The organism is Shewanella sp. SM23 (assembly GCF_025654295.1).
In the GTDB taxonomy this organism is placed as follows: Bacteria; Pseudomonadota; Gammaproteobacteria; order Enterobacterales; family Shewanellaceae; genus Shewanella; species Shewanella oncorhynchi.
The window spans coordinates 319,209-344,806 of record NZ_JAKKRM010000003.1; the positions used below are offsets into that span (position 1 = coordinate 319,209).

The window sequence follows — 25,598 nt, forward strand, 5'->3', positions numbered from 1 at the left end:
TTATTTGCACTGTGCAGCAAGTTGCCCAAGCATGACTTGGCTATCGGCAAAGCTAAATGCATCACGCATGGTTTGTCGCAAAAAAGCATTCATTGCTGGCTGCAGTCGTATCGCATTATCAATGCGAGGATCGCTTCCTTGGGCATAGGCCCCAATAGAAATCAAATCTCGATTTTGCTGATACAAAGAATAGGTTTGTTTCACGCGGCGCATCGCCTCCAAATGTTCATTGGAGATCACCATAGGTGCGACTCGGCTAATAGAAGCTTCAATATCAATTGCAGGATAGTGCCCCGAATCCGCAAGCGAACGTGACAAGACAATGTGACCATCAAGGATCGCCCGCGAAGCATCGGCAATGGGATCCTGTTGATCGTCTCCTTCCGTCAACACAGTATAAAATGCCGTAATTGAACCTTGCCCAGGGCCACCGTTTCCGGCGCGCTCAACTAAACGTGGCAATTTTGCAAACACAGAAGGCGGATAACCTTTAGTCGCAGGCGGTTCACCCACAGCCAAAGCAATTTCACGCTGCGCTTGGGCGTAGCGCGTTAAACTGTCCATAAGCAATAAAACATTATAGCCTAAATCGCGGAAGTATTCGGCAATACGAGTCGAGGTTTCACAGGCGCGAAGGCGCATCAAAGGCGATGTATCCGCAGGCGCAGCAACAACGACCGAACGCGCTCGACCTTTCTCACCAAGAATTTCCTCAATAAACTCTTTCACTTCCCGGCCACGCTCACCCACTAGCCCAACCACAATAATGTCGGCGGTAGTACCGCGAGTCATCATACCTAAGAGCACACTCTTACCAACACCTGAGCCCGCAAACAAGCCCATACGTTGGCCTTTGCCCACGGTCAGCATAGCGTTGATAGCGCGAACGCCAACGTCCAGCGGTTCAGTAATGGCACGGCGAGATAAAGGATTAATGGCAGCGCTATGTCTTGGCGCTTGTTGGTCGGTTTGCAACGCGCCTAAACCATCTAAAGGCACGCCGTTACCATCGAGTACGCGTCCTAGTAGGGATAAACCAACATTGAGTCCAGTTTGTTCCCCCAAAGGCACAACCCGCGCACCGGGCAATACACCACGTAATTCTTCAATGGGCATTAAATATAATAGTTCGCCATCAAACCCGACCACCTCGGCGATTAACTCGCCCGCCATAGTTTCGATCGAACATAAACTGCCCACAGGCGCACGGCAACCGCTTGCTTCTAAGGTTAAGCCGACAACACGCACCAGTTGACCACTGGCCACTGCGCGAAATGGCGGCACCTTACCCTGATGATGATTAAGCCTATTCAGCAGTTGATGTTGGCGATTTTGCATCTGATTTTGCCTCTAATTGCTCACCTGTGTTTGAGGCAGATTGTATATCCTCAGCATGTTGAGAAACCGTATCGACAACCTGATCATCAAGCTCTGATCCCACAGCCTCAGAAGCAGCAACGTGTTTAGCGGTATCTTCAACCTCTATCGCCTCTTGCAATTGACGCTGCTTGTCACTTAAGTGAGCATGTTGGTTCCGTAAGGACTCAAATACAGCATCGATACGCGATGCGAGGGTCAAATCGACTAAAGAACGATGACTACTGAGAATACAGTCACCTGGGCTTAAGGAAGGGTCAACTTCAAGTTCCCACTTACTTCGGGTCAGTTGAGCGCTGGAATAAAGTTGTTCGACTAAAATAACATCATCAGGATGCAAGCGGATTGTGACCGTTTGCTCTTTTATCGGCAGCGATTCTATACCTAAACGCAATGCCGAAAGCACTTGTTCTGGATGAGTTTTTAATTCGTGGCCAATGACAGATTTCGCTAATGTCATACTCAGGTTCAGTAGCGAAAGTTCAATATCGCCATCGAGTAATTGCAATGGTTTTTCAAATTGGGCTAATAAGGTTTCAAAACGCGAGAGCAATATTTTTGCTTGGGCTAAACCGGTTTCTAATCCTTGCTCATGCCCTTGGGCGAGCCCTTCAGTATGGCCCTGCTCTAACCCTTCTAAACGCCCTTTTTCTAGCCCTTGCTCATACCCTTGCTGCTTACCCTCGCTAAAGCCTTCTTCTTCGGCTTGGGCGCGAATGTCTTCAATCTCAGCCATAGTCGGTGGAGAAACACTTTCCACAGTAGTCGACTTAGCGGCTTGATGATTAGAATGGCCGAACAGATTTGAGATAGAATCATCATCGGCTTCAGTCACATCTGGCAGCGCCCAGTGACTAAATTCGACATCTCCTTCGCTCAAGACCTTATTCAACAATTTATTATCGCTCGGATTAGAGGAACTCATCGCCACCACCGCCGCCTAACATGATTTCGCCGCTGTCACTTAAGCGACGAGCAATAGACAGGATTTCTTTTTGGGCGACTTCCACTTCACTGATGCGGATTGGGCCCATGGCTTCAAGATCATCACGCAACAATTCAGCGGCACGTTTTGACATGTTACCCAAGATTTTTTCTTTCAGCTGATCATCTGTGCCTTTGAGCGCCTTCATCAGTACATCTTGCTGCACTTCACGCAACAGGGCTTGAATACCGCGGTCATCGACATCGATTAAGTTTTCAAATACAAACATCAAATCTTGGATTTGCTGCGCCATTTCTTCATCAGACTCGCGCATGGTTTCCATCAACTGGCTTTCGATACCCGTGTCTAAGTAGTTCATTATGTTGGCAGCCGCTTTTAAGCCACCCATTTTCGCGGCCTGGGCGCCACCTTGACCGGCGAACTGTTTCTCCATGATGTCGTTCAACTCTTGCAGTGCGGCAGGCTGTACTTCTTCAAGATTTGCAATACGCATCATCAAGTCTAAGCGGGTATTCTCAGGGAATTGACCAAAAATTTCCGCCGCTTGATCGGGTTCTAAATAAGACAGCACAATGGTTTGGATCTGTGGATGTTCGTTTTGAATAATGGTCGCCACTTGGCGTGCATCCATCCACTTCAACGAGTCCAAACCTTTAGCGCCACTGCCCATGATAATCTGTTCAATCAGATTACCCGCTTTATCTTCACCCAACGCAGCGGTTAAGGCTTTACGGACAAACTCTTCGCTGTTGAAACCAATTGAAGAATACTTTTGAATATCATCAAGAAACAGCTTATGTACCCCGATAACTTTTTCCTGACCAAACTCATCCATTGCCGCCATGGCCATACCCACTTTTTGCACTTGCTTCGGCTCTAAGTGTTTTAAAATGGATGCAGCATCAGCCTCACTCAAACTGAGGAGTAAGATAGCGGTCTTTTCAACGCCACTAATATCTTTGATATTAAAGGCCGGTGCGGCCGCAGGAGCCACTTCTTTCGTTTTATTCTCAGCCATTGTCTTGTAACCAGTTTTTCACGACTTGAGTAGAGAGCTCAGGCTCATTCGCCACGAGCGCACGGATAGCTTTAATCATATCATCATCTTTGTGAAGATTAGGGATATGAATTGAGCCATCGTCAGCATAACTGTATTCCGCCTCTTGAGTATTGAGCATCCCTAGCGTATCAGCCGCATATTGGTCCTCAATTTCGGCTAATTCATTACCTAATCTGCCATCCTCAGGCATATTCACACTGTCAGGATAGATCAAGCGTTTCAGCATAGGACGTACCACAGCTAGAATCAGCACCAAAATCACTAGCGCACCAATCCCAAGCTTAATCGCACGCCAAAACCAAGGTTGCTCCCAAAGTTCAGGTGCGGGTAAATCTTCAACCAATTGATCCATAAAGGGAACGGTTACCACTTCCAGCACATCACCCCGTTGTGAACTAAAACCAACCGCGCCTTCAAGCAAACGACGGATATTAGTCAGTTCTTGTTCGGTACGGGCAACACGGGCTACTTGACCATTTTCTCCAGCGGCACCAGGTTTAAAGTCCACCGCGACTGACACACTAATACGGCGCACTGCACCAACTTGCTGGCGGGTATGGCTAATGGTGGTATCTAATTCAAAGTTACGGGTCGCTTCGCGGTGCGAATTACCTGCGGTGACAGACTCGGTCGCTTTAGTCGCATCTTCTGGAATATTTGACTCCATTGGCGGTTGATTGGATAACGCGCCAGGGATCCCACCAGAAGAGCCGCCAGTGGTGTTATTTTCAACTGTCATTTCACTGCGCAGTGCCGGTAAATCAGGGTTAAAACGCTTTGATGTTTGCTCAACAGCAGTAAAATCCATACTGACGTCGACTTGAGAGGTAAAATTATCAGGACCTAGAATTGGCACCAGAATCGATTCAATCTTAGTGCGATATTCAGCTTCTTTTTGCTGTACTAATTCAAGTTCACGCCGAGCCGTCGCAGACGCGCCATCTTGGCTACCCGAGTTCAATAAACGGCCGTTAGAGTCAGTTACCGTCACCCTTGATGGTTCTAAACCTTGTACTGCAGAAGCAACAATATCGACGATAGCATCGACTTCACCTTGGCCTAAACCACCGCGACGGGTATTGATCACCACAGTTGCACTCGGTTTAGAGGCATTGCGGGCGAAGACGTTTTCTTTAGGTAACGCAAGAATGACTTTGGCACGGCTGACACTTTGTAGTTGCTCAATCGCACGGGCGAGGTTTTCTTCTTGGCTATGCTTAAGACGAGCTTGTTCCATGCGTTGGCTGACACCAAAGCCACTGTCTTTATTCAAAAAATCTTGGTTGGCTGCAGGACTGTCGATACCAGCACGGCTCAACATCATTTTGACTTCTTGATATTTATCTTCAGGAACTTTGATAACGTCCACGTCGATTTGGTACTTAACTTTATTTTTATCAAGTACATCTAGCACTTGAACCATTTCCTGAGTTTCCATTTTACCCAATGGACGATACTCTGGCTCCTGCGCCCACAGCATGACAAATACCGCCAAGGCTAAACAAATCGCTAAGGCTAAAATCATAGTCACTTGGCGCATCATATCGACACCGCCAAGATTTCCCATCATTCCTGACTTATGTTCTTGCTGGACACCTTGGTCAGCTAAACCAGAATTGGATCCGACAATCATTTCTGTACTCACGATTCGTACCTGCTAATTGGGTTATTCACTGGCCTAGACAGGCATGCTCATTATTTCTTTGTAGGCTTCGACAAGCTTATTACGCACTTGCACTGTCGCCTCGAAAGCAACACTCGCTTTCTCACGGGCAATCACAGTGTCTGATAAAGAAACGGTAGTATCACCCATCTCTAAACGTGTCGCGAGGTTTGACGATGCGGACTGTAAGCCGCTGACATTGCCGACGGCTTGCGATAGCAACTGACCGAAGTCTGCACCACTGGTGTTATTCACTTGCTGCATGATATTTGGCTGAACGCCAAACGACGGCGTTATTTCGCCTTGGAGTTTCTGCATTTCCTGCAGGAATGAATTTGCGCCTATTTGCATGCTGAGCTCCCAGTCGTCGAATTCTTGACGATCAAAATACCGATAACGGGACAATGCAAAATAACGGCCAAGTTTTCAGATGGTCGTGATTGATAATAAATTGACGGGATAAGAAGATGCCAATATCTAAGGATTTTGGATGAAATGGGCCACTTTTGCGGTTGTGTTTTTTAATAAATACAGCCTCACACTCAATGTGGAGGCTGCGGGATGATAACTTGAATTTATAGACTAATTTGGCAGTTGGATCCCCATATCACGCATCCTTGCCATCTTGTATCTTAGGGTTCGTGCGCTAATTCCTAGCTTTTCGGCGACTAACTTACGACTTCCTTGGCATTGATTAAGGGTCTCTAAAATAATCACATGTTCTTGAGCTTTGAGCTCTTCACCTAAACCGTCTGGCTCAGAAGAAAATGGGTCTAGATCTTCACCGCTTAAAATCACATCCTGCGCATCGATAATAATGTCATTGGCAGTGATCAATTGACCGGCTCTTAATATCAAAGCACGCTGGATCACATTGTCGAGTTCACGTACGTTCCCAGGCCAGCGATGACTCAATAAACGTCGACGCGCATTCTCATCCAACTCAGGCACATCGGCAACATTCAATGCCTTAGCATGTTTAGCCAGTAAATGACGCGCAAGAGGTAAAATATCTGCAGGACGTTGACTTAACGCAGGCCAAGCTAAAGGAAATACGTTAATTCGATAGTAGAGATCTTCCCTAAATCCGCCAGCTGCGACCACTGCCTTTAAATCACGATTGGATGTGGCAAGCACGCGCACATCGAGCTTAATGGTTTTACGGCCACCTAAACGCTCAACTTCACGCTCTTGCAAAACCCGCAACAACTTAGCTTGTAAGCCTAAATCCATCTCAGAGATTTCATCGAGCAGCAAAGTGCCACCTTGAGCCTGCTCAAATTTCCCCGGACACGCTTGATAAGCCCCTGTAAATGCACCCTTTTCATAACCAAAAAGGGTGGCTTCGAGCATGTTCTCAGGAATAGCGGCACAGTTAATGGCCACAAAGGCTTGATTAGCACGGCTACTGTGTTGATGAATATAACGGGCCAAAACCTCTTTACCCGAACCGCTAGGACCTAAGATCATGACAGAGGCATCGGAGGCGGCAACCCGTTGAGCAAGTGCTAATAAGGCTAAACTTTTTTCATCAGCGACGACGGGCTGATCCACATTTTGTTTTAATGGCAAATAGCGTGAGACTTGATTGAGTAACACTTCTGGTGCAAAAGGTTTGGCTAAATAATCAACAGCGCCTAATTTTATAGCGTTCACCGCGCTACCAATAGTCGCGTAGGCCGTCATCAACAGCACTGGCAACTTAGGATGATGCTGCTGCAGGTAGTTCAATAAACCTAAACCACCAATACCTTGCATCTGCACATCGCTAATAACTAAATCAAACTGATGTTGTTTCAAGGCTAAAATAGCGTCTTCACCGGAGGCAACATCAACACACTCATACTGAGCCAGCATTAAGGTATCAAACAAGGCTTCACGTAATGAAGCATCATCCTCAACGAGCAATAACTTTGCTTCAGACATGGGTAATCTCCAAAGGTAATATCACCGCGGATTTAGCCCGTGGGAATACTAAAGACACAGTACAGCCTTTATTCGGTACACAACTGAGTTGCAGTTGCCCCCCATGATTGCGCACCACAGATTGCACAACGGCTAACCCAAGCCCAGTTCCCTGCGACTTAGTCGTAAAGAAAGGTTCAAATACCTTCTGCTGCATAGTGGCGTCTAAGCCTTTACCATTATCGATGACGTCCAATAATAACCGTTCGCCCTCTTCCTTCGCTTGGATACGAATTTCAGTTGCTCCGGCTTCTATGCTGTTCATGACTAAATTATTAATCGCCGAGCTTAATGCATTGGAATTAGCTAACATCGAGCTGCTTGATGCATCATCAAATGACAAGTCACAGCCTTGCTTTGCCGCTATCGGCTCACAATTTGCCAAAACATTGTCGATAACCTCAGCCAATGAGATTAGATCTCCAAGTTCATCCTGACGACCTTTCGCCATCAATAGCATGTCGTTAACCTGCCGCTCGAGTTCATTGAGTCTATCAACAAGTTTTTGTTGGAATTTCGCTTTAGCGGCATCGGATAACTTCGGACTCGCAAGGTTTGAAGCGTATAACAAAGCGGCAGATAAAGGCGTGCGCACCTGATGAGCCAAAGTTGCTACCATCTTGCCCAGTGCAGATAAACGTTGTAAATGGGAGATATTTTTCTGTAATAACCGAGTTTCAGTCAGATCAGTTAGCACAATTAATTGACCAGGCTCTGGCGTCAATGGCGTAATCGCTAATTTAACGCGGCGGCCATTACGCAGTGACACTTCGTGGCCATCATCGTCCTGCGGCGCAAAGGCACTGTGAATCACATCAATCCAGCGAACACCACACAAGGAGCGCTCAAGTAACTCAACTGCAACCGGATTTGCATCCGTGACTATACCGTCGCCATTGATAATCACCACGCCGGATGGCATAGCCTGTAAAATATGCTCCATTCGATTGGACATATTCGCGGCCTCACGCAGTTGGTTCCATTGTTTGCTAGTGTGCTTGAATGACTCAATTTGCGCTAGTGGGTTGGCTGACATAGTCACTCCGTCAAAAAATTGCTTATGACGGGGTGACTGCAGTATCTATGCCAAATTGGAAATTGAACTTTAGAGGTTAAAACAACTTATATAACAATAAAATAGAAAACTAATCTTTGGTCATTCCGTACTTACGCATTTTTTCTACAAGCGTTGTACGGCGTATTCCAAGCATTTCAGCAGCGCGAGCTACGACATTATCTTGTAGCTCTAGCGCCTGACGTATCATGTCTATTTCTAGTTCTGCTAACAAATCCTTAAGGTTCACACCTTCAGGCGGCAACTCACTAGGGAAACGCGTTTCAGGGATTTCAACCGGCTCTTCATCGCTAAAGATAGAAGCTAAAGCATCACGTTCCTGTTGCTCTTCACTCATCTCTACACAATATTCGGGCACATCGATATGGCGATATTTGACAGGTAAATCGTTAACATCGACCAATCCACCCGGATATAAAATGGTGAGGCGTTCGACTAAATTAGACAGCTCGCGCACGTTGCCCGACCAAGCATGTTCTTTCAGCGACTCTATCGCACGCTGCGTAAAACGCACCTTACCACGGCCTTCGTTATAGACTCGGCTAACTAACTCTTGTAATAGCAAAGGCACATCGTCCTTGCGATCACACAACGCGGGCATTTCAATCGGGAATACGTTTAGGCGGTAATAAAGATCCTCACGGAACTCATTAACGCTGATCATGGTTTCTAAATCTCTATGTGTCGCAGCAACTACGCGTACATCAGCATTAATAGTCTTAGTACCACCAACGCGCTCAAATACCCGCTCTTGCAGCACACGGAGTAATTTAACTTGCATTTGTAGTGGCATGTCTCCTATTTCATCGAGAAATAGTGTACCACCTTCAGCTAATTCAAAACGGCCTTTACGAGAACAGATTGCCCCCGTAAATGACCCCTTTTCATGACCAAATAGCTCACTCTCTAATAACTCAGGCGGTATAGCACCACAGTTAACAGGGATAAATGGACCGTCACGGCGCTCAGACAAATAATGGATATTACGGGCGACCACTTCTTTACCTGTACCTGATTGACCCAGAACAAGCACGGTTGCCTCAGATGTTGCTACTTGATTTATCAAGTGCCTCACATTCGCAATACCATCACTGCGTCCCACTAAGCTTCGGAATAACTTTGTTTGATTCGCACTAGTAGGGACTTGAGGCCGTTTAACTTGACCGAATACTTGGCAAAAGTGTAATAATTCAGTGAGCTGAGGATACGTTAAAGGTTCTTCTATATGTCCAAGAATATTAGACACTTGCAGATTGTCAACATTGCCAAGCAACAGCATAGGTTGCCATGGATGTTGACCTGCGATGTTTTTAAGCCCATCAGCATCCATAACATCAGTTAGGATAACTAAAGCTCGAAAACGGGTATCTTGGAGGCTAGCACTTAATTTTTCGGTGTCAATTTGTACAAATTGCTCACCTAAAAAATCCAAAATGCAACACAGGCGATTTAATCGCTCTGATGGAGGGCCGATAAGTAAAATTCGTTGATCTGTTTGCATCATTCAGTAGGCCGTAAAGCTCTAATATGTATTAATTCGCATTAATTATTTATGATTAGTTGCTGTAAAAGCTTAACAAATTCAATGTAACAATCTGTGCCACCATCACTACTTGTGATGAATATTGTATTATCAGCAGACGAGAAGCAAGCCTCAGATGAGGTTTATGCCAAACTGAATTGATTTTAGTTCATTTACATCATGATTCTAGTCTAAAACGTCAATACTTTGACTTTTAGCCAAAAAAAGACGCAACCAGTGCGTCTATTTTTAATCACGAAATAAGATATTAACCCGCTTCAGAATGTGCAGAAATATTATGTTTATCTGCAGGAATTGCATCCCAACCTTCTTTGATAGTACGTAAAATATCACATACATCATCAATCGCTTTCACATCATTATTTAGGTTAGCTTCAGAAATTCTACGCAACATAAAGTCATATAAATCACTCAAATTTCTAGCTATCTGGCCACCAGCATCCATATCTAAGCTATTGTTTAAACCAGTAATAATTCCAATAGCTTTGCCAATGTACATACCTTTATTAGACAAGTCATTTTGTTCAATCGCAAGACGACTTTGTGCTAAACGTTGTAGTGCCCCCGCAAACATAAGCTGAATAATACGATGTGGTGACGCAACAGTAATTTCACTCTCTAAAGACACCTTACGATACGATTGCAGTGATCCTCTCATAAACACCTACCTGTTTAAATCTATAGTCTCATAAACACTAATCTGGCGCTTATTCTTATTACCTGCATGTAATAATGCTTGCCTATCTGCCATAACAACACTTGCTTTACTTGTGTACTCTTGAGTAAGTTCAAGCTGATGTTGAAGATAATCAACATCTGTCATATTAGCATCAGCCACTAATACATTGAGTAAAATTTGACGCTCTCCAACCAGTACTTGCAAGTTCGACACCAACTCGTCAGATTGAGACTCTTCAGCAGAAAGCTGAGTCAGTTTATTTAAAATTTCACTCAAAAGGACATTAAGCTCATCGAGTTGTTTCACTTATACTCCCCTTACTCATTTATAATTTCACTATCGTTTTTTAACAGCTCCAGGAAGCGAATTCAAACGATCAACAAGACCACTGCTCTGCTGATTTAGTTTTCCAACGACTAGATCCATTGCATTAAATTGCTTTGTTAAACGGGCTGTTAGTTGATCCATCTTAAGCGTGAAAGCTTCTCTTCTATCAGTAAGCTGGCTTTGTTGATTAGTATATCCGGTTTGACGTGAGGCAATTAATCCTCGAGACTTGACATAACTATCAGCAAGATCATTAAAGCGATTAGCAAGCCCTTTATCTGGTGTCGAGAATAATGCCTCAACACTGGCCATATCTTCAGAGATGACTTTATTAAGTTTAGTGTCATCGACAGACAACTTACCATATCTATCTGTTTTTATACCAATATCATATAATGCTATCGAACTGCCACTATCAGTTGGCACTCTTTCACTCGATATACTTCGGAGTTGCGATTCTATAGAACGGATCATAGAGTCGCCCTGTAATGCAGCTGCTGTTTTTTTCTCTTTATCATAGGATGACATTTTATCAACTGCAGTCGCTAAACTATTGTAGGCATCGACAAAAGCTTTCACATTTGTCTTTACTGCATCATCATCTTGTTCAATTTTTAACGTAGTCGTCTTAGAAACATCGGCATCAGTTAAGTTTAACGTCACACCTGTAATTGCATTTTTAACTTCATTAGTTTGCGAGGTAACTTTCTGATTATCGATATAAACAACTGCATTTTTAGCATCTTGAAGCGTGGAGATATTACCAGCACCGAACATATCATTTAGTCCAGTTCCAGTCGTGTCATTAGCTGTAATACTAATTTGATTGTCTTCACCTGACTTATCTGAACTAAAAACCAATCGACTGCCTGCATCACTGGTAATAACAGTTGCAGTTACGCCCGCATTATCTGGGGATTCATTAACTTTTTTAGCAATCGCAGCAAGTGAATCGGTAGCCGAAACATCAATGGAGAAATTCTTACCATTGATACCAAAATCAAGGCTCCCTTCACCTACAGGTAATGCAGGATCTGCAACATTTTTTCCAGCAATTTTATGATTTACCGCAAGTTGCTCAACTTTAATACCATAGCTACCCGCTTGTGCAGTTTTGTCTGTTGTTGCTGACAAATAAGTTTGATTACTAACAGAAACCTTACGCAGATTGAGGGCATCGCCAGTTTGAAGTTTTTTTAGGGCATCTTGAAACGTAGACAACGCACTTTTTAAGGTTCCCATGGCAGAAACTTTTGCTTTGATGCTGTCTTCTGTTTTATTAAACATCGCTTCTTTCGGTGTTTTTTCGGCATCAACTAAAACTTGCACAATTTCACTAATTTTAAGGCCAGATCCCATGCCTGTCGCTGTTAATGCCATATAGACCTCTCAATCAAACGTACTTACAAATATTTATGCTTCTGTTTTCATCAAAAGCCCTGTGACTTCTGATAGTTTTTCTGCCAAGGCTAATGCTTCTTCACTCGGCATTTGTCTAATCACATCACCAGTATCTCGGTCAAGTACAGTCACAACAGCTTGTCCAGAGTTCTCATCAACCTTAAATGCTAAACCTTTACGCATCATAGACATCATATCAGACAACTCTGTGGCAACTTGAGCCAGCTTACTCGGGTTCTGTTCATTTTTCGTTACATCTTGTTCCGCAGCTTGTTCAATAGCCGTATTTCGCTTTAACTCAGCATCTGGAGCAGATGCTTTTAGCGGCGTTTGAGCTAAATCAACCTTACTGTGAAGCATAGAAGGTGAACTTGCTATATTGATATCCATAGCCATACCTCAGCAAATTTAGTAATAACTTTAAATGGTTACATTAAAATTACCCTATAAAACTACATTAACCTTTAAAGTGGCAAAGGGAGATCCGTCACCGAACCTCCCTTATCACTTTCTCACTATTCTGCTTTAAACTACAGCAGTGACAAGGCCACTTGAGGTAACTGGTTGGCTTGGGCCAACATTGCAGAACCCGTTTGTTGCAACACTTGGTTCTTGGTCATTTGTGATGTTTCTTTCGCGAAATCCACATCAACAATTCGGCTCTTCGCATCAGCAACGTTTGCTTGAGTATTCGCACTGTTACTGATGTTGTGTGCTAAACGGTTTTGAATCGCACCGAGTTCTGCGCGTTGTGCGTCAATGGTCTTAATCGCTGCATCAATTTTTGCTAATGAAGATGCACGATTAGCTGAAGTCGCATTAGTTAATGAACCAACTGATAATGACGTTTTATTACTCGTTTTTACAGTAACTTTAATGTCTTCATCGTTTTGTGCACCCACTTGGAAACTCTTACCAGCTGAGAACCCACCTGCTAATAGTTTAGTCGTACCAAAAGCCGTTGTTTTGCCAATCTCATCGATTTCATTAGCTAACTGAGTCATCTCAGCTTTTAGTGCCGTTAAGTCCGCAGAGCTGTTTGCACCGTTTTCAGACTGAACCGTTAAATCGCGCATACGTTGCAACATGTTAGTTTGTTCTTGCATCGCACCTTCAGCAATTTGTGCGATTGAAATGGCATCATTGGCATTACGCATGCCCACATCCAAACCGCGTACTTGGCTGTTTAGACGGTTAGAAATCGCTAAACCTGCGGCGTCGTCTTTTGCGCTGTTAATACGTAGACCACTGGATAAACGTTCCATCGATGTGGCCAAACCGCCTGCAGAAGTGTTTAGGTTTTTTTGTGCTTTTAAAGATGTGACGTTAGTGTTTACTGTAATGGCCATGATCGTTTCCTCTTTATACCTGGCTTATTTAACTAGCCTGTCTACTTTAAGCCAGGCGGGTGTTAGTGGTTACAGTATATTTAACGGCAGCACCTTTTTTATCTTTAGCACTATTTTAAAAAAAATAATGACTTTTTAAAAAGTGCTAATTTTTCATATAGATAAATATTTACCTCACAAAACGTTTTGCCTACTCTTTTGCTGTAACACAAAAGAAGCAAGCAAAAATACTCGCAGTGTCAATATAATAAACTTGGATTAGCCAAGTAAAGATAAGGCTACTTGAGGCAACTGGTTCGCCTGTGCCAACATGGCTGAGCCTGTTTGTTGTAACACTTGGTTCTTTGTCATGACTGAGGTTTCTTTGGCAAAATCCACATCCACAATCCGACTCTTCGCATCGGCAACGTTCGCCTGAGTATTGGCGCTGTTACTAATGTTATGCGCTAGACGATTCTGTACCGCACCTAGGTCGGCACGTTGGGCATCAATCGTTTTGATTGCGGCATCAATTTTTGCTAATGAAGATGCGCGGTTAGCTGAAGTAGCATTATTTAATGAACCAACTGATAATGACGTTTTATTACTGGCTTTAACCGTAACTTTAATGTCTTCATCGTTTTGTGCACCAACTTGGAAGGTTTTTCCGGCGGAAAACGTCCCCGTCAGCAACTTGGTCGTACCAAAGGCAGTAGACTTACCGATTTCATCGATTTCAATTGCTAACTGATCCATTTCAGCCTTTAAAGCGCCCAAGTCAGCAGAGCTGTTAGCACCGTTTTCAGACTGAATGGTCAAATCACGCATACGCTGCAACATATTGGTTTGCTCTTGCATCGCACCTTCGGCGATTTGAGCAATTGAAATCGCATCATTAGCATTTCGCATCCCCACTTCTAGACCGCGCACTTGACTATTCAAACGGTTAGAAATGGCTAGACCAGCGGCATCGTCTTTTGCACTGTTAATGCGTAGACCACTGGATAAACGTTCCATTGAGGTTGCTAAACCGCTACTGGAAGTATTTAAATTCTTTTGTGCCTTCATTGAAGTCACGTTGGTATTTACTGTAATAGCCATGTTGAGTTCCTCTTCCTAGTTATACCGCCAAGGCTTGGAGCTTGGCTAAATTTTTAACAATTTATCTTACAGATGGATAGGTACTTGCTTTCTGTTAAATAAAGTCGAACAGGGAAACAGAACCCACCTTACTAAACACGCTAGAGACTGCGTTCAATGCAAGCTGTTGCTTTTCAAATTCCGTAATCGCTGATGCATAATCGAGATCTTCCAAGAGTGATAGCGCTGATGAGTTCACCACTTTCTCCTCGGTATGAGTCTCTTTGTAACTCTCGACAACTTTCAGATTATTCCCCGCCACACTTCTGGCAGAACTAATTTGATTGACGCCACTATCGATGTTATTCAATATCTGTGCCAACTGAGTTCGACCTTGGGGAGTGTTGGCAGAATTAGGGTCTTCAATTAAGGCAATCGCACTGCTGATCGTATCGAAAATACTGACTTCGGCCTGCGGCTCCATGGTGAAACTATCGCCAGCGCTGGGTTTTCCATCAATTTTAACTTCTATACCATTAAAACTAACGGGATTAGTGGCATCGAAGTTAGCTACGTTTGCGACAGGATTACTCGCAGAATCGAGCACTTGCAAGTTAGTACCGCCGGCACCATTACCTGTGAAGTTAAATGTATATGTATCAGCAACATAAGTTGCAGCATCAGAAATTTTTGCTGTTTTAACGCTAAACTCCCCCTGCTGGCTGGCCAAATAATTGACGCTATAATCACCAAATCCATTGGGTGCTTTCATAAACGCGCTATCGCCAGGGATGTTTGTCCCCATGGCAACACCCGTTTGTACTAAACTATTTTTGACGCCAGAGTCGCCGCTATACACTATTTTAGGCGGCGTCGAGTTATCAAAAGCAAAAGGTTCTTTATCGGTACTGAAACCAGAGAACATATAATTGCCAGATTCATCCTTACTATTGGCAATAGAGAGCAATTCTTCTAAGCTGCCTTTCATCTCTTCGGCAATCATTTGCCGCTCAGTTCCTGATAGTGTGCCGTTTATCGCTCGCATAACTTGCTCACGCATAGAGCCAGTTAAATCTTCAGCACTACCGAGTTTACTTTCTGCCACAGCAAGACGATTTGTCGCATAGTCAATATTTTTCATAAACTGATCGACTAGCGCATTTTTCTGATTCAGATTATCAATACCCTGTGACGCCACAGGATCATCACCAGCAGTATTGACTTTCTTACCACTGCTCAATTGGTCAAGAATTTTGCTGGTCGCCGTTTGCTTTTGCAGCACACTGGTAATGCTTTGATTAAAAATCTGCGCGGATGATAATCGCATAGTTAAATCTCCTAACGCACTGAGGATAATAAGGTGTCAAAAATCTGCTGTGCAGTCGTCATGATCCGCGCAGAGGCTTGATAGGCTTGCTGAAAACGCATTAAATTTGCTGCCTCTTCATCTAAGTTCACGCCCGACTCACTCTCTACTCGCGCATAAGCTTGTTGATACACCGCCTCTGCCGAACCAACACGCACTTCAGCCGCTTTCGTTTTACTGCCTACCTCGATCTTAGTGTTCTCGAACACATCAGCTAGGGTCAACTTTCCCCCATTCATCACCTTACTTTCGCTCAACTTAGCCATAGCGACAGCATTAGAGTTATCCCCCGCTGCGAAGGATAAATCGAAGATAAATCTGTCATTGCCTGCAGCCGCTTTGCTGTCAACTTCAAAGGTAAAACCAAAAGCGCTAATACTCGGAGGAGTATAAGGGGCTGCAGCCCCAAGGGATGTTCCCGCGGCGTCGAATGCTTCATAGGTTGGAGGCACAACTGTGGTATCGAGCTTTATCGTCAACTCACTGCCCGTTACAGGGAAATTTGCGGCATTGCGATTGCTAATTTGAGTCAGCTTCACTTGGGTATTGCCAGAGTTAGCGGCATTTGCGGTAATCTTTGGTGATGCGGCGGCAATGCCTTTAGGGTCTTTCATGACCACTTCAATGCCATTTGAAGCACCCGCTGTCGGGCGAATGGCAAAACGATCGCCAGACGCCATAGCGCCCGCTTTTATGTCAATTGAAAATCCAGATCCACCCGATAAAGTCGAGCCATTTAATATCAGTGGCGTAATTGCCCCCGTTTTCGAATCTCTCAGTTCATAAGTTGCAGGCGCGGTAAATGACAGTTCGTAGGCACCACCAGTTAATAAACTGGTGTCATCTATGGTGACGCCTAACGTTGCATTACCCGTATTACCAGAAAAACCTGCTGCACGGCCCAAAGACATCATAGGATCGTTGATATCTTTGAAGATATTGGTACCAACTTGCCCATTGAGGTCAATACCTTGTGCTTGCATTTTATTGAAGTTATCAGCCACGCCCAAGGCTAATTGATCGAGCTCATGACCCGCGGGAATTAACGTTTGATCACGATAATCAAAAATGGCCCCTAACTGACCGCCAAGTTTACTCGGATCAACAGTGACACTTTGCGAACCAATACTTGAAGTCAATTGGAGCTCATTCGGAAATGGATCACCCGCTTGGATTCCCATCGTCATAGCAATTTCACCAGAAACCAACATCACTGAGCCACCAAGCATTACGCTCTTAGCACCATTTTCTAATGGAATAACATTCACTTGAGCGTACTGGCTTAACTCTTGAACAAGTGCATCTTGCTTATCAAGCAACTGCGCATCCTGATTCGGCGACTTCATTAACTCTAGGTTTAAATTTGCCAGTTCTGTACTGATCTCATTGATACGCTTAGTCATACCTGTGATCTGGTCATTGGTCTGATTAAGCTGGCCATTCAAATACGACTGCATCTGATTAAGACTGCTGGCAACTTGCTGTGCGTTTGTTAGGGTCGAACTCCGAATACCCAAATCTGCAGGCAAATCAGCCACACTATTCAGCCCCGAAAACAGGTCATTTAAGCTTTGTGGCACAACTTTACCTACCTGTGAAAACAGCTGATCTAGCTCACTCAATTTACCGTAGCTGGCTTCGGCGGCGCTTAACGTTGTTTGGCCAATGCGTAACTCTCTTGCGGCATAGTCATTGTAGATACGCTTAACGTCATTAACGTAAGTTCCCGTGCCATAAAAACTACTACCAAAACGCTGCGATTCAAGAGTCGACTGGGTTGCCACTTGTCTGTGGTAACCAGCGGTATTGGCGTTAGCTATGTTATTACTGGTAACCCCCAGTTGCGACTGGGAGGCAAGCACCCCAGTTCGCGCTATATTCAGTAGATCAACGGCCATTAGTTGACACTCCTATGAACAAACAGGGTTGTAAGATTCATCATTTGTCTTCTCCTGGCAGAATTGATTTCAGTTCTTCACTGATCGACTGCATCACTTTAATCACTTTTTCAGCGTATCGAGGATCAGTGGCATAACCCGCATCCTGCAAAGCTCGGATGAATTGAGTAGGGGAAGCGGCCACTTTTTTCGCATCTTGATAACGTTCACCTTCGGCAATGAAGGACACAAAATCGTTAAAGCTATGCTCGAAATCACTATAAACTCGGAAGTCAGCTTTTTGCTGAACAGCAACACCGTGCTCAAATTCTAGGGTACTGACGTTAGCCTTATCGCCTAACCAACGACGATCAGCTTTAATGTTGAATAGGTTATGACTCGGCGCACCGTTATTGCCGCGGACAATTTTTTGTCCCCAGCCAGTTTCCAGTGCCGATTGCGCCAATAATACTTCTGGTTGGGTACCTAATGTTTTTGCGGCTTTTTCAGCATGTGGATATAAGGTCGCTAAAAATTCTTCTCGACTACCGAACCTGACAATTTTTTGGGTTTCCCTAAATGCTGCCGTCGGCAAAACTTGGCCGCTAATCACAGGTTCTACCACTGAAAGTGATTGTTCACTCCAGCTCGGCTTAGGCGTATCGATAGCCAGTGAACGATTAGGCGCATCAATGTCCATTGATGAATTTGCATCTTCAGCTCTATCCGGTTCAAATACAGGCCGAGCGATAGCAGCCGGCACACCATGATTTACAACTGTGGGTTCAACCACAGGAGCGGCTGAACTCTGCATAGGCACATTAAGCGCTTTATCGTCGTGGAGCATTTTCATGCCACCATCGTCACGCAATACCGATGCAGGCGTGAAATGACTTGTTTCGGGAGAGAGTTGCTGCACCATCATATCGGCAAGGCCCAATACACCTTTGTCAGATAAATCGACCGATAACTGCTGATCGCGCATCTGCTCGTAAAACTGAGTGTATTGGCTATTGAGTGGACTATCAGACTGAAAAACCGCATTGGCATCGCGCATACTTTTCATCAGCATTTGCACGAAAATACCTTCAAATTGTTGGGCGACCTTTTTCAAGGCGCCCTTCTCATCTTTCTGAGCCTGGGCGCGGAGTGAATCTAGCCCGCCCAGGTCAAGAAAATGTGATGAACTTGAAAGCTTTTCCATGATTTTCCCGACAGAAATTAGATGATGATAAGTTCACCATGCAAAGCTCCTGCCACTTTCAATGCTTCAAGTATTGCTAACACATCTGAAGGGGCTGCACCTACTAAGTTAACCGCTCTAACCAGCTCATCCAGCGTAGTGCCTGGATTAAACATAAACATACGGCGGTCACTTTCTGTCGCTGTAATCGTACTATTACTCGTGACGGTTGTTTGACCATTTGCCAACGCGTTAGGCTGCGAAACCTGTGTCGCCTCCGCAATAGTGACAGTCATGCCGCCATGGGTAATCGCCGCAGGGAGTAAGCGTACGTTTTGCCCAACCACTATGGTTCCAGTACGTGAATTAACGATCACTTTGGCAGATTCCTCTGCGGGAACAACATCAAGGTTTTCAAGTGTTGCTAAAAAGGAGACCCGTTGTGATACATCACGTGGAGCCGTTACCTGAACAGACGTCGCATCTAAAGGACGCGCCATATCAGGACCTAATAGATCATTGATCGCATCGGCCATGCGCTGCGCAGTAGAGAAATCCGAACGACGTAGGTTAAACGTCAAATAATCGCCAGTTGAAAATGGGGTTGCCACACTACGCTCAACAATCGCGCCATTGGGTATACGACCTACAGTTGGCGTATTTTGAATCACCTTTGAACCATCTAAACCATCGGCACTAAAACCACTCACCACTAAACTACCTTGGGCTATGGCATACACATTACCGTCTACCCCTTTCAAAAAGGTCTGTAATAAGGTGCCACCGCGTAAGCTTTTGGCTTCACCTAAGCTAGATACCGTCACGTCAAGATCTTGACCAGGTTTGATAAAGGCGGGCATATCCGCGTGTACGGCTACCACTGCAACGTTTTTAATTTTCGGTTTGACGTTGTCAGGAAGATTAATCCCAAAGTTTTTGAGCATAGTCATAAAGGTCTGCTCGGTATAACTGGTTTTTTCCCCCGTTCCCGGCAAACCGACCACTAAGCCATAACCAATCAACTGGTTACTACGCACTCCTTGCACATTGGCAATATCTTTAATTCGTTCAGCCTGACTAGGTAGAGAAAACACTAGCATGGCAACGGCTAACACCAGTTTATATTTCATGATACGACTCCTTAGAAGGGCCACCAGTCGCTCATAAAGAACTGGCTTAACCAGCCCACTTTTTGAGCATCTGCGAAAGTGCCTGTGCCACTGTATTGGATACGGGCATTAGCCATTCGCGTTGAATCGACAGTGTTATCGGGTTTAATGTCCTGCGAGCGAACGAGACCAGTGACACGAATAAACTCATCACCATTATTGATTGAAATCCATTTTTCACCACGGATCACTAAACTGCCGTTGTTCAACACTTGCATCACGTTTGCCGAGATGCTGCCATCTAGACTATTGCTCTGATCCGCATCCGATTCACGCTTAGTGTTCATACTATCTTTGTAACGCAAATCAATTGGCACTCCGCCAATGGACACATTACTACCACCTGCAAAGATGGGATCTAAGCTCATATCTGAGCCTTTTTTGATCTGATTGCCTGCACTCTTCTTAGCTTGAGTCGATTCCTTCAATACGATAGTGATAATGTCGCCAACTTTGTGGGCGCGTATATCCGAATACAAACTAGATGCTTGACTGTCTTGATAAATAGAGCCAGTTGCGGCAATTTTGGTCGGCGGCGCCTCTGGGTATACCGGCGCGTAAAAGGGATCATCCGCAAGGGGTTTCTTTTGCGTCGAGCTACAGGCTGCAAGCAATAACGCGACGGCCAACACAAGATATCTAGCCATGATGTTTGCCTCTATAAATTCTGAGTCACATAAGACAGCATCTGATCTACCGCTGAAATCACTTTGGAGTTCATCTCGTAAATACGCTGACTTTCGATAAGGTTAACCAGTTCCTCGGTCACGTTAACATTAGAGGTTTCTAAGGCGCCTTGACGAATCGCTCCCATGCCATCTAACGAAGCGGTACCTTGAATTGGCGTGCCGCTCGCACCGGTTTCCGTATATAAGTTTTGTCCCATAGGATCTAGACCCGATGGATTAATAAAATCCGTCATAGTCAACTGACCCACGACTTGGTTCTCAGCGGTACCCGGCGTTTTTACTGAAACTTCACCCTCTGCTGAAACGGTAATACTGGTCGCATTATCAGGAATAGTGATCGCGGGTTGTAGCAAATAGCCAGAACCTGGCGTCACAATCTGACCCGTATCGTCTAAGGTAAACTGACCATTTCGAGTATAAGCAGTGGTTCCATCAGGGAGCTGGATTTCAAAAAATCCAGGACCTTCAATCATGAGATCCAGTGAGTTATCCGTCGTCAGCATGTTACCCTGAGTAAACATTTTTTGAGTGGCGACGACTTTCGTACCCGCACCGATGTTTAATCCGTTGGGTAACTTAGTGTTAGAAGCACTAACACCACCCGCTTGGTTAACTGTTTGATAGAGTAAATCTTCAAATACTGCGCGGCTTTTTTTGTAGCCCACAGTGCTAGCGTTCGCTACGTTGTTTGAAATCACTGAAATATCAGTTTGCTGTGCGTCTAAGCCAGTTTTACTAATCCATAACGCCGGATGCATAATCTATCTCCTAACTAATACGCATTAATGAAGATGAAGCGCGATCATTCTCTTCCGCGGTTTTCATCATCTTGACTTGCAATTCAAACTGCCGCTGAAGATCAATTAAAGACACCATTTCATCAACAGGGTTAACATTACTGCCCTCTACGGCGCCACTTTCAACTGCGACGAAAGGGTCAGCTGGTGCAGGTTCACCTGACATTTGTCGAAATAATCCATCTTCACCACGCATCATCTGCGCATTGCCGGGATTGACTAACTTCAATCTCGCCACTTCTTCTATTACTTCAGCAGTCGCCCCTTGAGGGCGAACAGACACTATGCCATCCTGTGAAATTGACACTTTATCAATAGGTAATGGCAGCACTATCGGGCCAGCGTCCCCCATCACGGGATTGCCTCTGTCGTTATACAACATGCCCGTCGCATCGAAACTGAGACTACCGGAACGGGTATAAGCTTCACTGCCATCTTTCGCCTGAACGGCAAACCAGCCATCACCTTTAATGGCAACATCGAGATCCCGTCCAGTGGTTTTAATCGGACCAGAGCGAAAATTAGCTGACGGAGATTCTGTCATCGCAAACACCCTTGAAGGCAACCCTTCACCGAAGGCTTGCATCGATCTGGCCTGCGCCATATCTGATTTAAAACCATCGGTATTAGCATTGGCTAAGTTGTTCGCACGGAGTGCCAGCTCATTCATATTTTGCTTAGCGCCACTCATGGCGACATAAAGGAATTTGTCCACAGACTGCTCCGTCAAATTTTCTACATGACGATATCAAAGCAAGCATCGTGCCAATAAAAATTGATTTTAATTTACTGATAAAATTGAAGAATAAAGAAATGAAGTGAGTTGACGGCAGGATAAAGGCTAAGTGTTGCCACTGGCGGCAACACTTAGTTAAATAAAGTAATGATTAGCGGATTTGTAATACGGTTTGTTGCAGCGTGTTATTCACTTCAAGGGTACGGGAGTTCGCTTGGAAGTTACGCTGCGCCGAAATTAAATCGACCAGTTCAGTCGTTAAATCAATGTTAGATTGCTCTAACGCCGATGAACTGATGCTACCAAAAGTTCCACTATTTGCCTCACCCGCTAACGCTGGACCAGAGTTCAAACTAGCCTTCCACGACGTATTACCCACTTGCGTTAAACCTTGTTCGTTAGCAAAACGAACTAAAGCAACCCGTGCTAAAGGCACGGTTGAACCATTAGAATAACTCGCGGTCACTAAACCATCTTCACCGATTTCAACGTTAGTTAAGCGACCTACAGTTGTACCATCTTGCGTCAACTCAGTTGCACCAAAAGGAGCCGCATATTGCGTTGGGGCATTAAACTTCACAGTCAAATCTTGAGTACCATCGGCACCAGCCCCTAAAACACCCGCACCACTGACGCCCAAAGCCTCAGTCTTGACTATAGCAGGATCACTACCAGTGTAGACACCAACAGAATTAAACTTGAGGACAGAGCCTTTCCAACCACCAGCAGTTTGAGCCGTGCCCGTTGCATCAGGTGTACCATCTCCTGTGGTATCTGTTTGATAAGTACCAGCAGGACCAGCTAGATCGACTTGTTTTCCATCAACAGCATAGTAAGCCACCCAATTGTTCTCACCATTGTACGAACCATCTTTGGGCTTAACAAAATAAGTGGTCATAATATGTGGCTCACCGAGTGAGTCATAAATTGTCATTGATGTAACGTTATTGTAGGTTTTTGCATCTAAAGGATCGAATGCCGCGGGGTCGAGTGCACTTTCCTTAGCATTTAAGTTCATTTGTAAAGTAACATTCTCAGTCTTTACAGGGCTACCTGCAGTGTCTGGTATTTGTACCGGCTTAGCCGTCGTTAAACTCACTGATGTTGAGTTCCCATCTTTATCCACTGGGAAAGTTTGCAAATAATTACCAGCAGAATCAACCATGTAATTATTTTTATCGACCTTAAATGCTCCAGCACGGGTAAACGAGTGGTCTAATGTACCCAGTTCAGAGGCAGTAACAAAAAAGCCACCACCTTTAATCGCCATATCAAGGGAGTTATTCGTCAACTGTAAGCTACCTTGATGGAATTGCTGTGCCACTTGACTCGTAGCAACACCACCACCGACAGCAGTTTTAGCATTTGAAAAAATAGAATTAGCGTAAACATCCGCAAATTCAGCACGGGACTCTTTAAAGCCAATGGTGTTCGCATTAGCAATGTTATTCGCCGTAGTGTTTAAATCTTTCTGCGCGGCAGAAATGCCACTCAATGCAATGTTAAACGACATAATTCACCTCTACACTTGACTCAATTCATTTATGAGCAACTTACGCTCAATTCGGATACTGCAAAAATTCTTTTATGCAAACTTAGGTTTCAGACACAGCTAACACATCGGTTAACTTGATGCCCATACCGCCTCTCAAGTTAAGAATCGCGCCAGTACTGGCCGTACCGAGAGAAACGCTGGTCACATGAGCATAGGTCGAGACTGGCAATTCTTGGGATTTCCCATCCACTAAACCACTCGCCTTGATCGTATAGTTACCTGTGGTTACAGGGTTTCCATCTTTATCGAGGCCATCCCAGTTAACATCGACATTGCCCCCCTTACTGCCATCAACTTTAAAGGTGGTCACAACTTGGCCTTTCTCATCCTCAACACGTACAGTAACTTCAGGAATTTTAGCTGGCGTGCTAATCACACCTTTTATTGTTGGGCTTTCAGCTGAAATGTTACCTGTATCAGTTGGGATCAACACCTTGCGACCAACAAGTCCTGATGCCTGTAATGCTTGGCTTGATGTCATAACACCGTTTAAATTAACGATTTCCTTATTCAACTTAGTAATACCATCAACCGTCGAGAATGATGCCATCTGCGCAATCATTTGGTCGTTGTCGACGGGCTTAAAGGGATCTTGCATCGATAACTGTTGGCTTAATAACGAGAAAAAGTCATCTTGAGTTAACTGCTGGCTTTTTGCTTCCGGTACTATTGACTCTTTTGGCAAACGTATGCCATCAAGAAACGGATTACCCGTTGAGCTGGTTGATGAATTCGTCGTAACGGCATTTGGCTGACTCTTATTTTGAGCCGTCTGCGCCGACGCTTGGTTAATTTGATTAATGAGGCTCACAGCTTACCTCCTAAGTAACACATGTTATTTACCCATCCCAAGTGTTTGTTGCAGCATAGACTTAGCTGCTTCAGCGACTTGAACATTCATTTGATATGAGCGCGAAGCAGAAATCATATCTGCCATTTCTTCCATGACATTAACATTCGGTTTATAAATAAAGCCGTCCGCATCCGCCATTGGATGATCGGGCGAGTATTCTTTCAGTAGTGGTTTATCACTTTCTACAATGCCTTTTACAGCTACACCTTGAGAGGCTTGTTGCTGACTTTGGGCCTTAGCCATTTCGGCTTCAAAAATGGGATGACGAGAACGATAGGTCTTATCTACACTACTCGAGACGGAATCCGCGTTGGCTATGTTGCTCGCGGTGGTGTTTAGCCTGACCGATTGAGCAGACATTCCCGAGCCAGCAACATCAAATATGCTAAATAAACTCATGATTAATCCCCTCTCAACGCTTTCTTCATGCCACTAAACTTACTGTCTAAAAAACCTAGCGACATTTGATATTCAAGTGCATTTTGCATGAATGCCGATTGTTCCTGTTGGATATCAACAGTATTACCATCACCGGTATCGGGTTGATTTGGCACACGGAACTTAACAAATTGCCCAGTCAACTCCGCAAGCCCAAAATGCTTATCTGGCTCTTGCATTTCAAGACTATTTCGCTGCTGCTGTTGGCCTCGAGCGGCCTGCATTGCCGCAGAAAAATCAACATCGCGGGCTTTGTAATGTGGCGTATCTGCGTTAGCGATATTGCTTGAAATGACTTCAGCCCGCTGCGCTCTAATACCGAGAGTGTATTGATGCACACCCAGTGCATTATCAAAATTGATCGCCATAAAATTGCCTCCTCGTGTTCTCACGAAAATAAAGCAATTCATGTGCCAACATCAGGAAAATTTTGAGAATAACAACAAGGATGAGCAAGTGATGGGTAAAAAATTACCGACAATTGTCGGTAA

25 protein-coding genes are annotated in these 25,598 nt (G+C 44.6%); all 25 read right to left on the reverse strand.

Annotated features, from left to right (window positions below; all coding sequences use genetic code 11):
• The 25 genes from fliI to flgB all read right to left on the reverse strand — a co-directional run bounded on the left by fliI (position 1) and on the right by flgB (position 25,475).
• On the reverse strand, positions 1-1,338 hold the full coding sequence (fliI, locus tag L5L98_RS06165) for a flagellar protein export ATPase FliI (RefSeq protein ID WP_028761187.1): 1,338 nt from the start codon (positions 1,336-1,338) through the stop codon (positions 1-3).
• On the reverse strand, positions 1,307-2,302 hold the full coding sequence (gene fliH, locus L5L98_RS06170; RefSeq protein ID WP_263139365.1) for a flagellar assembly protein FliH: 996 nt from the start codon (positions 2,300-2,302) through the stop codon (positions 1,307-1,309). The genes fliI and fliH overlap by 32 nt, the downstream gene beginning before the upstream one ends.
• Positions 2,289-3,341, reverse strand: a complete 1,053-nt coding sequence (gene fliG, locus L5L98_RS06175; protein WP_028761189.1) for a flagellar motor switch protein FliG — start codon at positions 3,339-3,341, stop codon at positions 2,289-2,291. The genes fliH and fliG overlap by 14 nt, the downstream gene beginning before the upstream one ends.
• The gene (fliF, locus tag L5L98_RS06180) at positions 3,334-5,016 is read right to left on the reverse strand and encodes a flagellar basal-body MS-ring/collar protein FliF (protein WP_263139440.1); all 1,683 of its coding nucleotides are present in this window, start codon (positions 5,014-5,016) and stop codon (positions 3,334-3,336) included. Before fliF ends, fliG begins: the two co-directional genes overlap by 8 nt.
• 45 nt (positions 5,017-5,061) lie before the next feature.
• Positions 5,062-5,397: a flagellar hook-basal body complex protein FliE gene (fliE, locus tag L5L98_RS06185; protein ID WP_028761191.1), complete on the reverse strand. Its 336-nt coding sequence runs from the start codon at positions 5,395-5,397 to the stop codon at positions 5,062-5,064.
• A 231-nt stretch (positions 5,398-5,628) separates the two neighbouring features.
• A complete protein-coding gene (locus tag L5L98_RS06190; RefSeq protein WP_198572626.1) occupies positions 5,629-6,972 on the reverse strand; it encodes a sigma-54-dependent transcriptional regulator in 1,344 nt (447 codons plus the stop codon).
• Positions 6,965-8,047: a sensor histidine kinase gene (locus L5L98_RS06195; protein WP_263139372.1), complete on the reverse strand. Its 1,083-nt coding sequence runs from the start codon at positions 8,045-8,047 to the stop codon at positions 6,965-6,967. Before L5L98_RS06195 ends, L5L98_RS06190 begins: the two co-directional genes overlap by 8 nt.
• A gap of 109 nt (positions 8,048-8,156) precedes the next feature.
• The gene (locus L5L98_RS06200) at positions 8,157-9,590 is read right to left on the reverse strand and encodes a sigma-54 dependent transcriptional regulator (protein ID WP_283090761.1); all 1,434 of its coding nucleotides are present in this window, start codon (positions 9,588-9,590) and stop codon (positions 8,157-8,159) included.
• A gap of 286 nt (positions 9,591-9,876) precedes the next feature.
• Positions 9,877-10,287, reverse strand: a complete 411-nt coding sequence (gene fliS, locus L5L98_RS06205; RefSeq protein ID WP_212600932.1) for a flagellar export chaperone FliS — start codon at positions 10,285-10,287, stop codon at positions 9,877-9,879.
• Positions 10,288-10,293: 6 nt separating this feature from the next.
• Positions 10,294-10,614 carry a flagella biosynthesis chaperone for FliD, FliT gene (locus L5L98_RS06210; protein WP_263139374.1) on the reverse strand — a complete coding sequence of 107 codons (321 nt, stop codon included), beginning with the start codon at positions 10,612-10,614 and terminating at the stop codon, positions 10,294-10,296.
• A 30-nt stretch (positions 10,615-10,644) separates the two neighbouring features.
• On the reverse strand, positions 10,645-12,015 hold the full coding sequence (gene fliD / locus L5L98_RS06215) for a flagellar filament capping protein FliD (protein WP_263139376.1): 1,371 nt from the start codon (positions 12,013-12,015) through the stop codon (positions 10,645-10,647).
• A 33-nt stretch (positions 12,016-12,048) separates the two neighbouring features.
• The gene (locus tag L5L98_RS06220; protein ID WP_131523081.1) at positions 12,049-12,426 is read right to left on the reverse strand and encodes a flagellar protein FlaG; all 378 of its coding nucleotides are present in this window, start codon (positions 12,424-12,426) and stop codon (positions 12,049-12,051) included.
• A 140-nt stretch (positions 12,427-12,566) separates the two neighbouring features.
• Positions 12,567-13,385 (reverse strand): flagellin, encoded by an 819-nt coding sequence (locus L5L98_RS06225; RefSeq protein ID WP_212600935.1) that lies wholly within the window; start codon positions 13,383-13,385, stop codon positions 12,567-12,569.
• Positions 13,386-13,643: 258 nt separating this feature from the next.
• Positions 13,644-14,465, reverse strand: coding sequence for a flagellin (locus tag L5L98_RS06230; RefSeq protein ID WP_212600936.1), 822 nt, complete (start codon positions 14,463-14,465; stop codon positions 13,644-13,646).
• 94 nt (positions 14,466-14,559) lie between these two features.
• Positions 14,560-15,771, reverse strand: coding sequence for a flagellar hook-associated protein FlgL (gene flgL / locus L5L98_RS06235; protein ID WP_263139381.1), 1,212 nt, complete (start codon positions 15,769-15,771; stop codon positions 14,560-14,562).
• A gap of 11 nt (positions 15,772-15,782) precedes the next feature.
• Positions 15,783-17,708, reverse strand: a complete 1,926-nt coding sequence (gene flgK, locus L5L98_RS06240) for a flagellar hook-associated protein FlgK (RefSeq protein ID WP_263139382.1) — start codon at positions 17,706-17,708, stop codon at positions 15,783-15,785.
• A 40-nt stretch (positions 17,709-17,748) separates the two neighbouring features.
• A complete protein-coding gene (gene flgJ, locus L5L98_RS06245; RefSeq protein ID WP_028761202.1) occupies positions 17,749-18,891 on the reverse strand; it encodes a flagellar assembly peptidoglycan hydrolase FlgJ in 1,143 nt (380 codons plus the stop codon).
• 17 nt (positions 18,892-18,908) lie between these two features.
• The gene (locus tag L5L98_RS06250; protein ID WP_028761203.1) at positions 18,909-20,000 is read right to left on the reverse strand and encodes a flagellar basal body P-ring protein FlgI; all 1,092 of its coding nucleotides are present in this window, start codon (positions 19,998-20,000) and stop codon (positions 18,909-18,911) included.
• 11 nt (positions 20,001-20,011) lie between these two features.
• Entirely contained in the window at positions 20,012-20,686 is a 675-nt protein-coding gene (flgH, locus tag L5L98_RS06255) for a flagellar basal body L-ring protein FlgH (RefSeq protein WP_028761204.1), read from the reverse strand.
• 11 nt (positions 20,687-20,697) lie between these two features.
• Positions 20,698-21,486, reverse strand: coding sequence for a flagellar basal-body rod protein FlgG (gene flgG / locus L5L98_RS06260; protein ID WP_028761205.1), 789 nt, complete (start codon positions 21,484-21,486; stop codon positions 20,698-20,700).
• Positions 21,487-21,496: 10 nt separating this feature from the next.
• Positions 21,497-22,240: a flagellar basal-body rod protein FlgF gene (gene flgF / locus L5L98_RS06265; RefSeq protein ID WP_105251930.1), complete on the reverse strand. Its 744-nt coding sequence runs from the start codon at positions 22,238-22,240 to the stop codon at positions 21,497-21,499.
• 172 nt (positions 22,241-22,412) lie between these two features.
• On the reverse strand, positions 22,413-23,774 hold the full coding sequence (gene flgE / locus L5L98_RS06270) for a flagellar hook protein FlgE (RefSeq protein ID WP_105251929.1): 1,362 nt from the start codon (positions 23,772-23,774) through the stop codon (positions 22,413-22,415).
• 82 nt (positions 23,775-23,856) lie between these two features.
• Positions 23,857-24,627 (reverse strand): flagellar hook assembly protein FlgD, encoded by a 771-nt coding sequence (gene flgD, locus L5L98_RS06275; protein ID WP_212600939.1) that lies wholly within the window; start codon positions 24,625-24,627, stop codon positions 23,857-23,859.
• 24 nt (positions 24,628-24,651) lie between these two features.
• Positions 24,652-25,068, reverse strand: coding sequence for a flagellar basal body rod protein FlgC (flgC, locus tag L5L98_RS06280; protein WP_006085646.1), 417 nt, complete (start codon positions 25,066-25,068; stop codon positions 24,652-24,654).
• Positions 25,069-25,070: 2 nt separating this feature from the next.
• A complete protein-coding gene (gene flgB, locus L5L98_RS06285) occupies positions 25,071-25,475 on the reverse strand; it encodes a flagellar basal body rod protein FlgB (protein WP_113939454.1) in 405 nt (134 codons plus the stop codon).
• Positions 25,476-25,598: the final 123 nt, after the last annotated feature.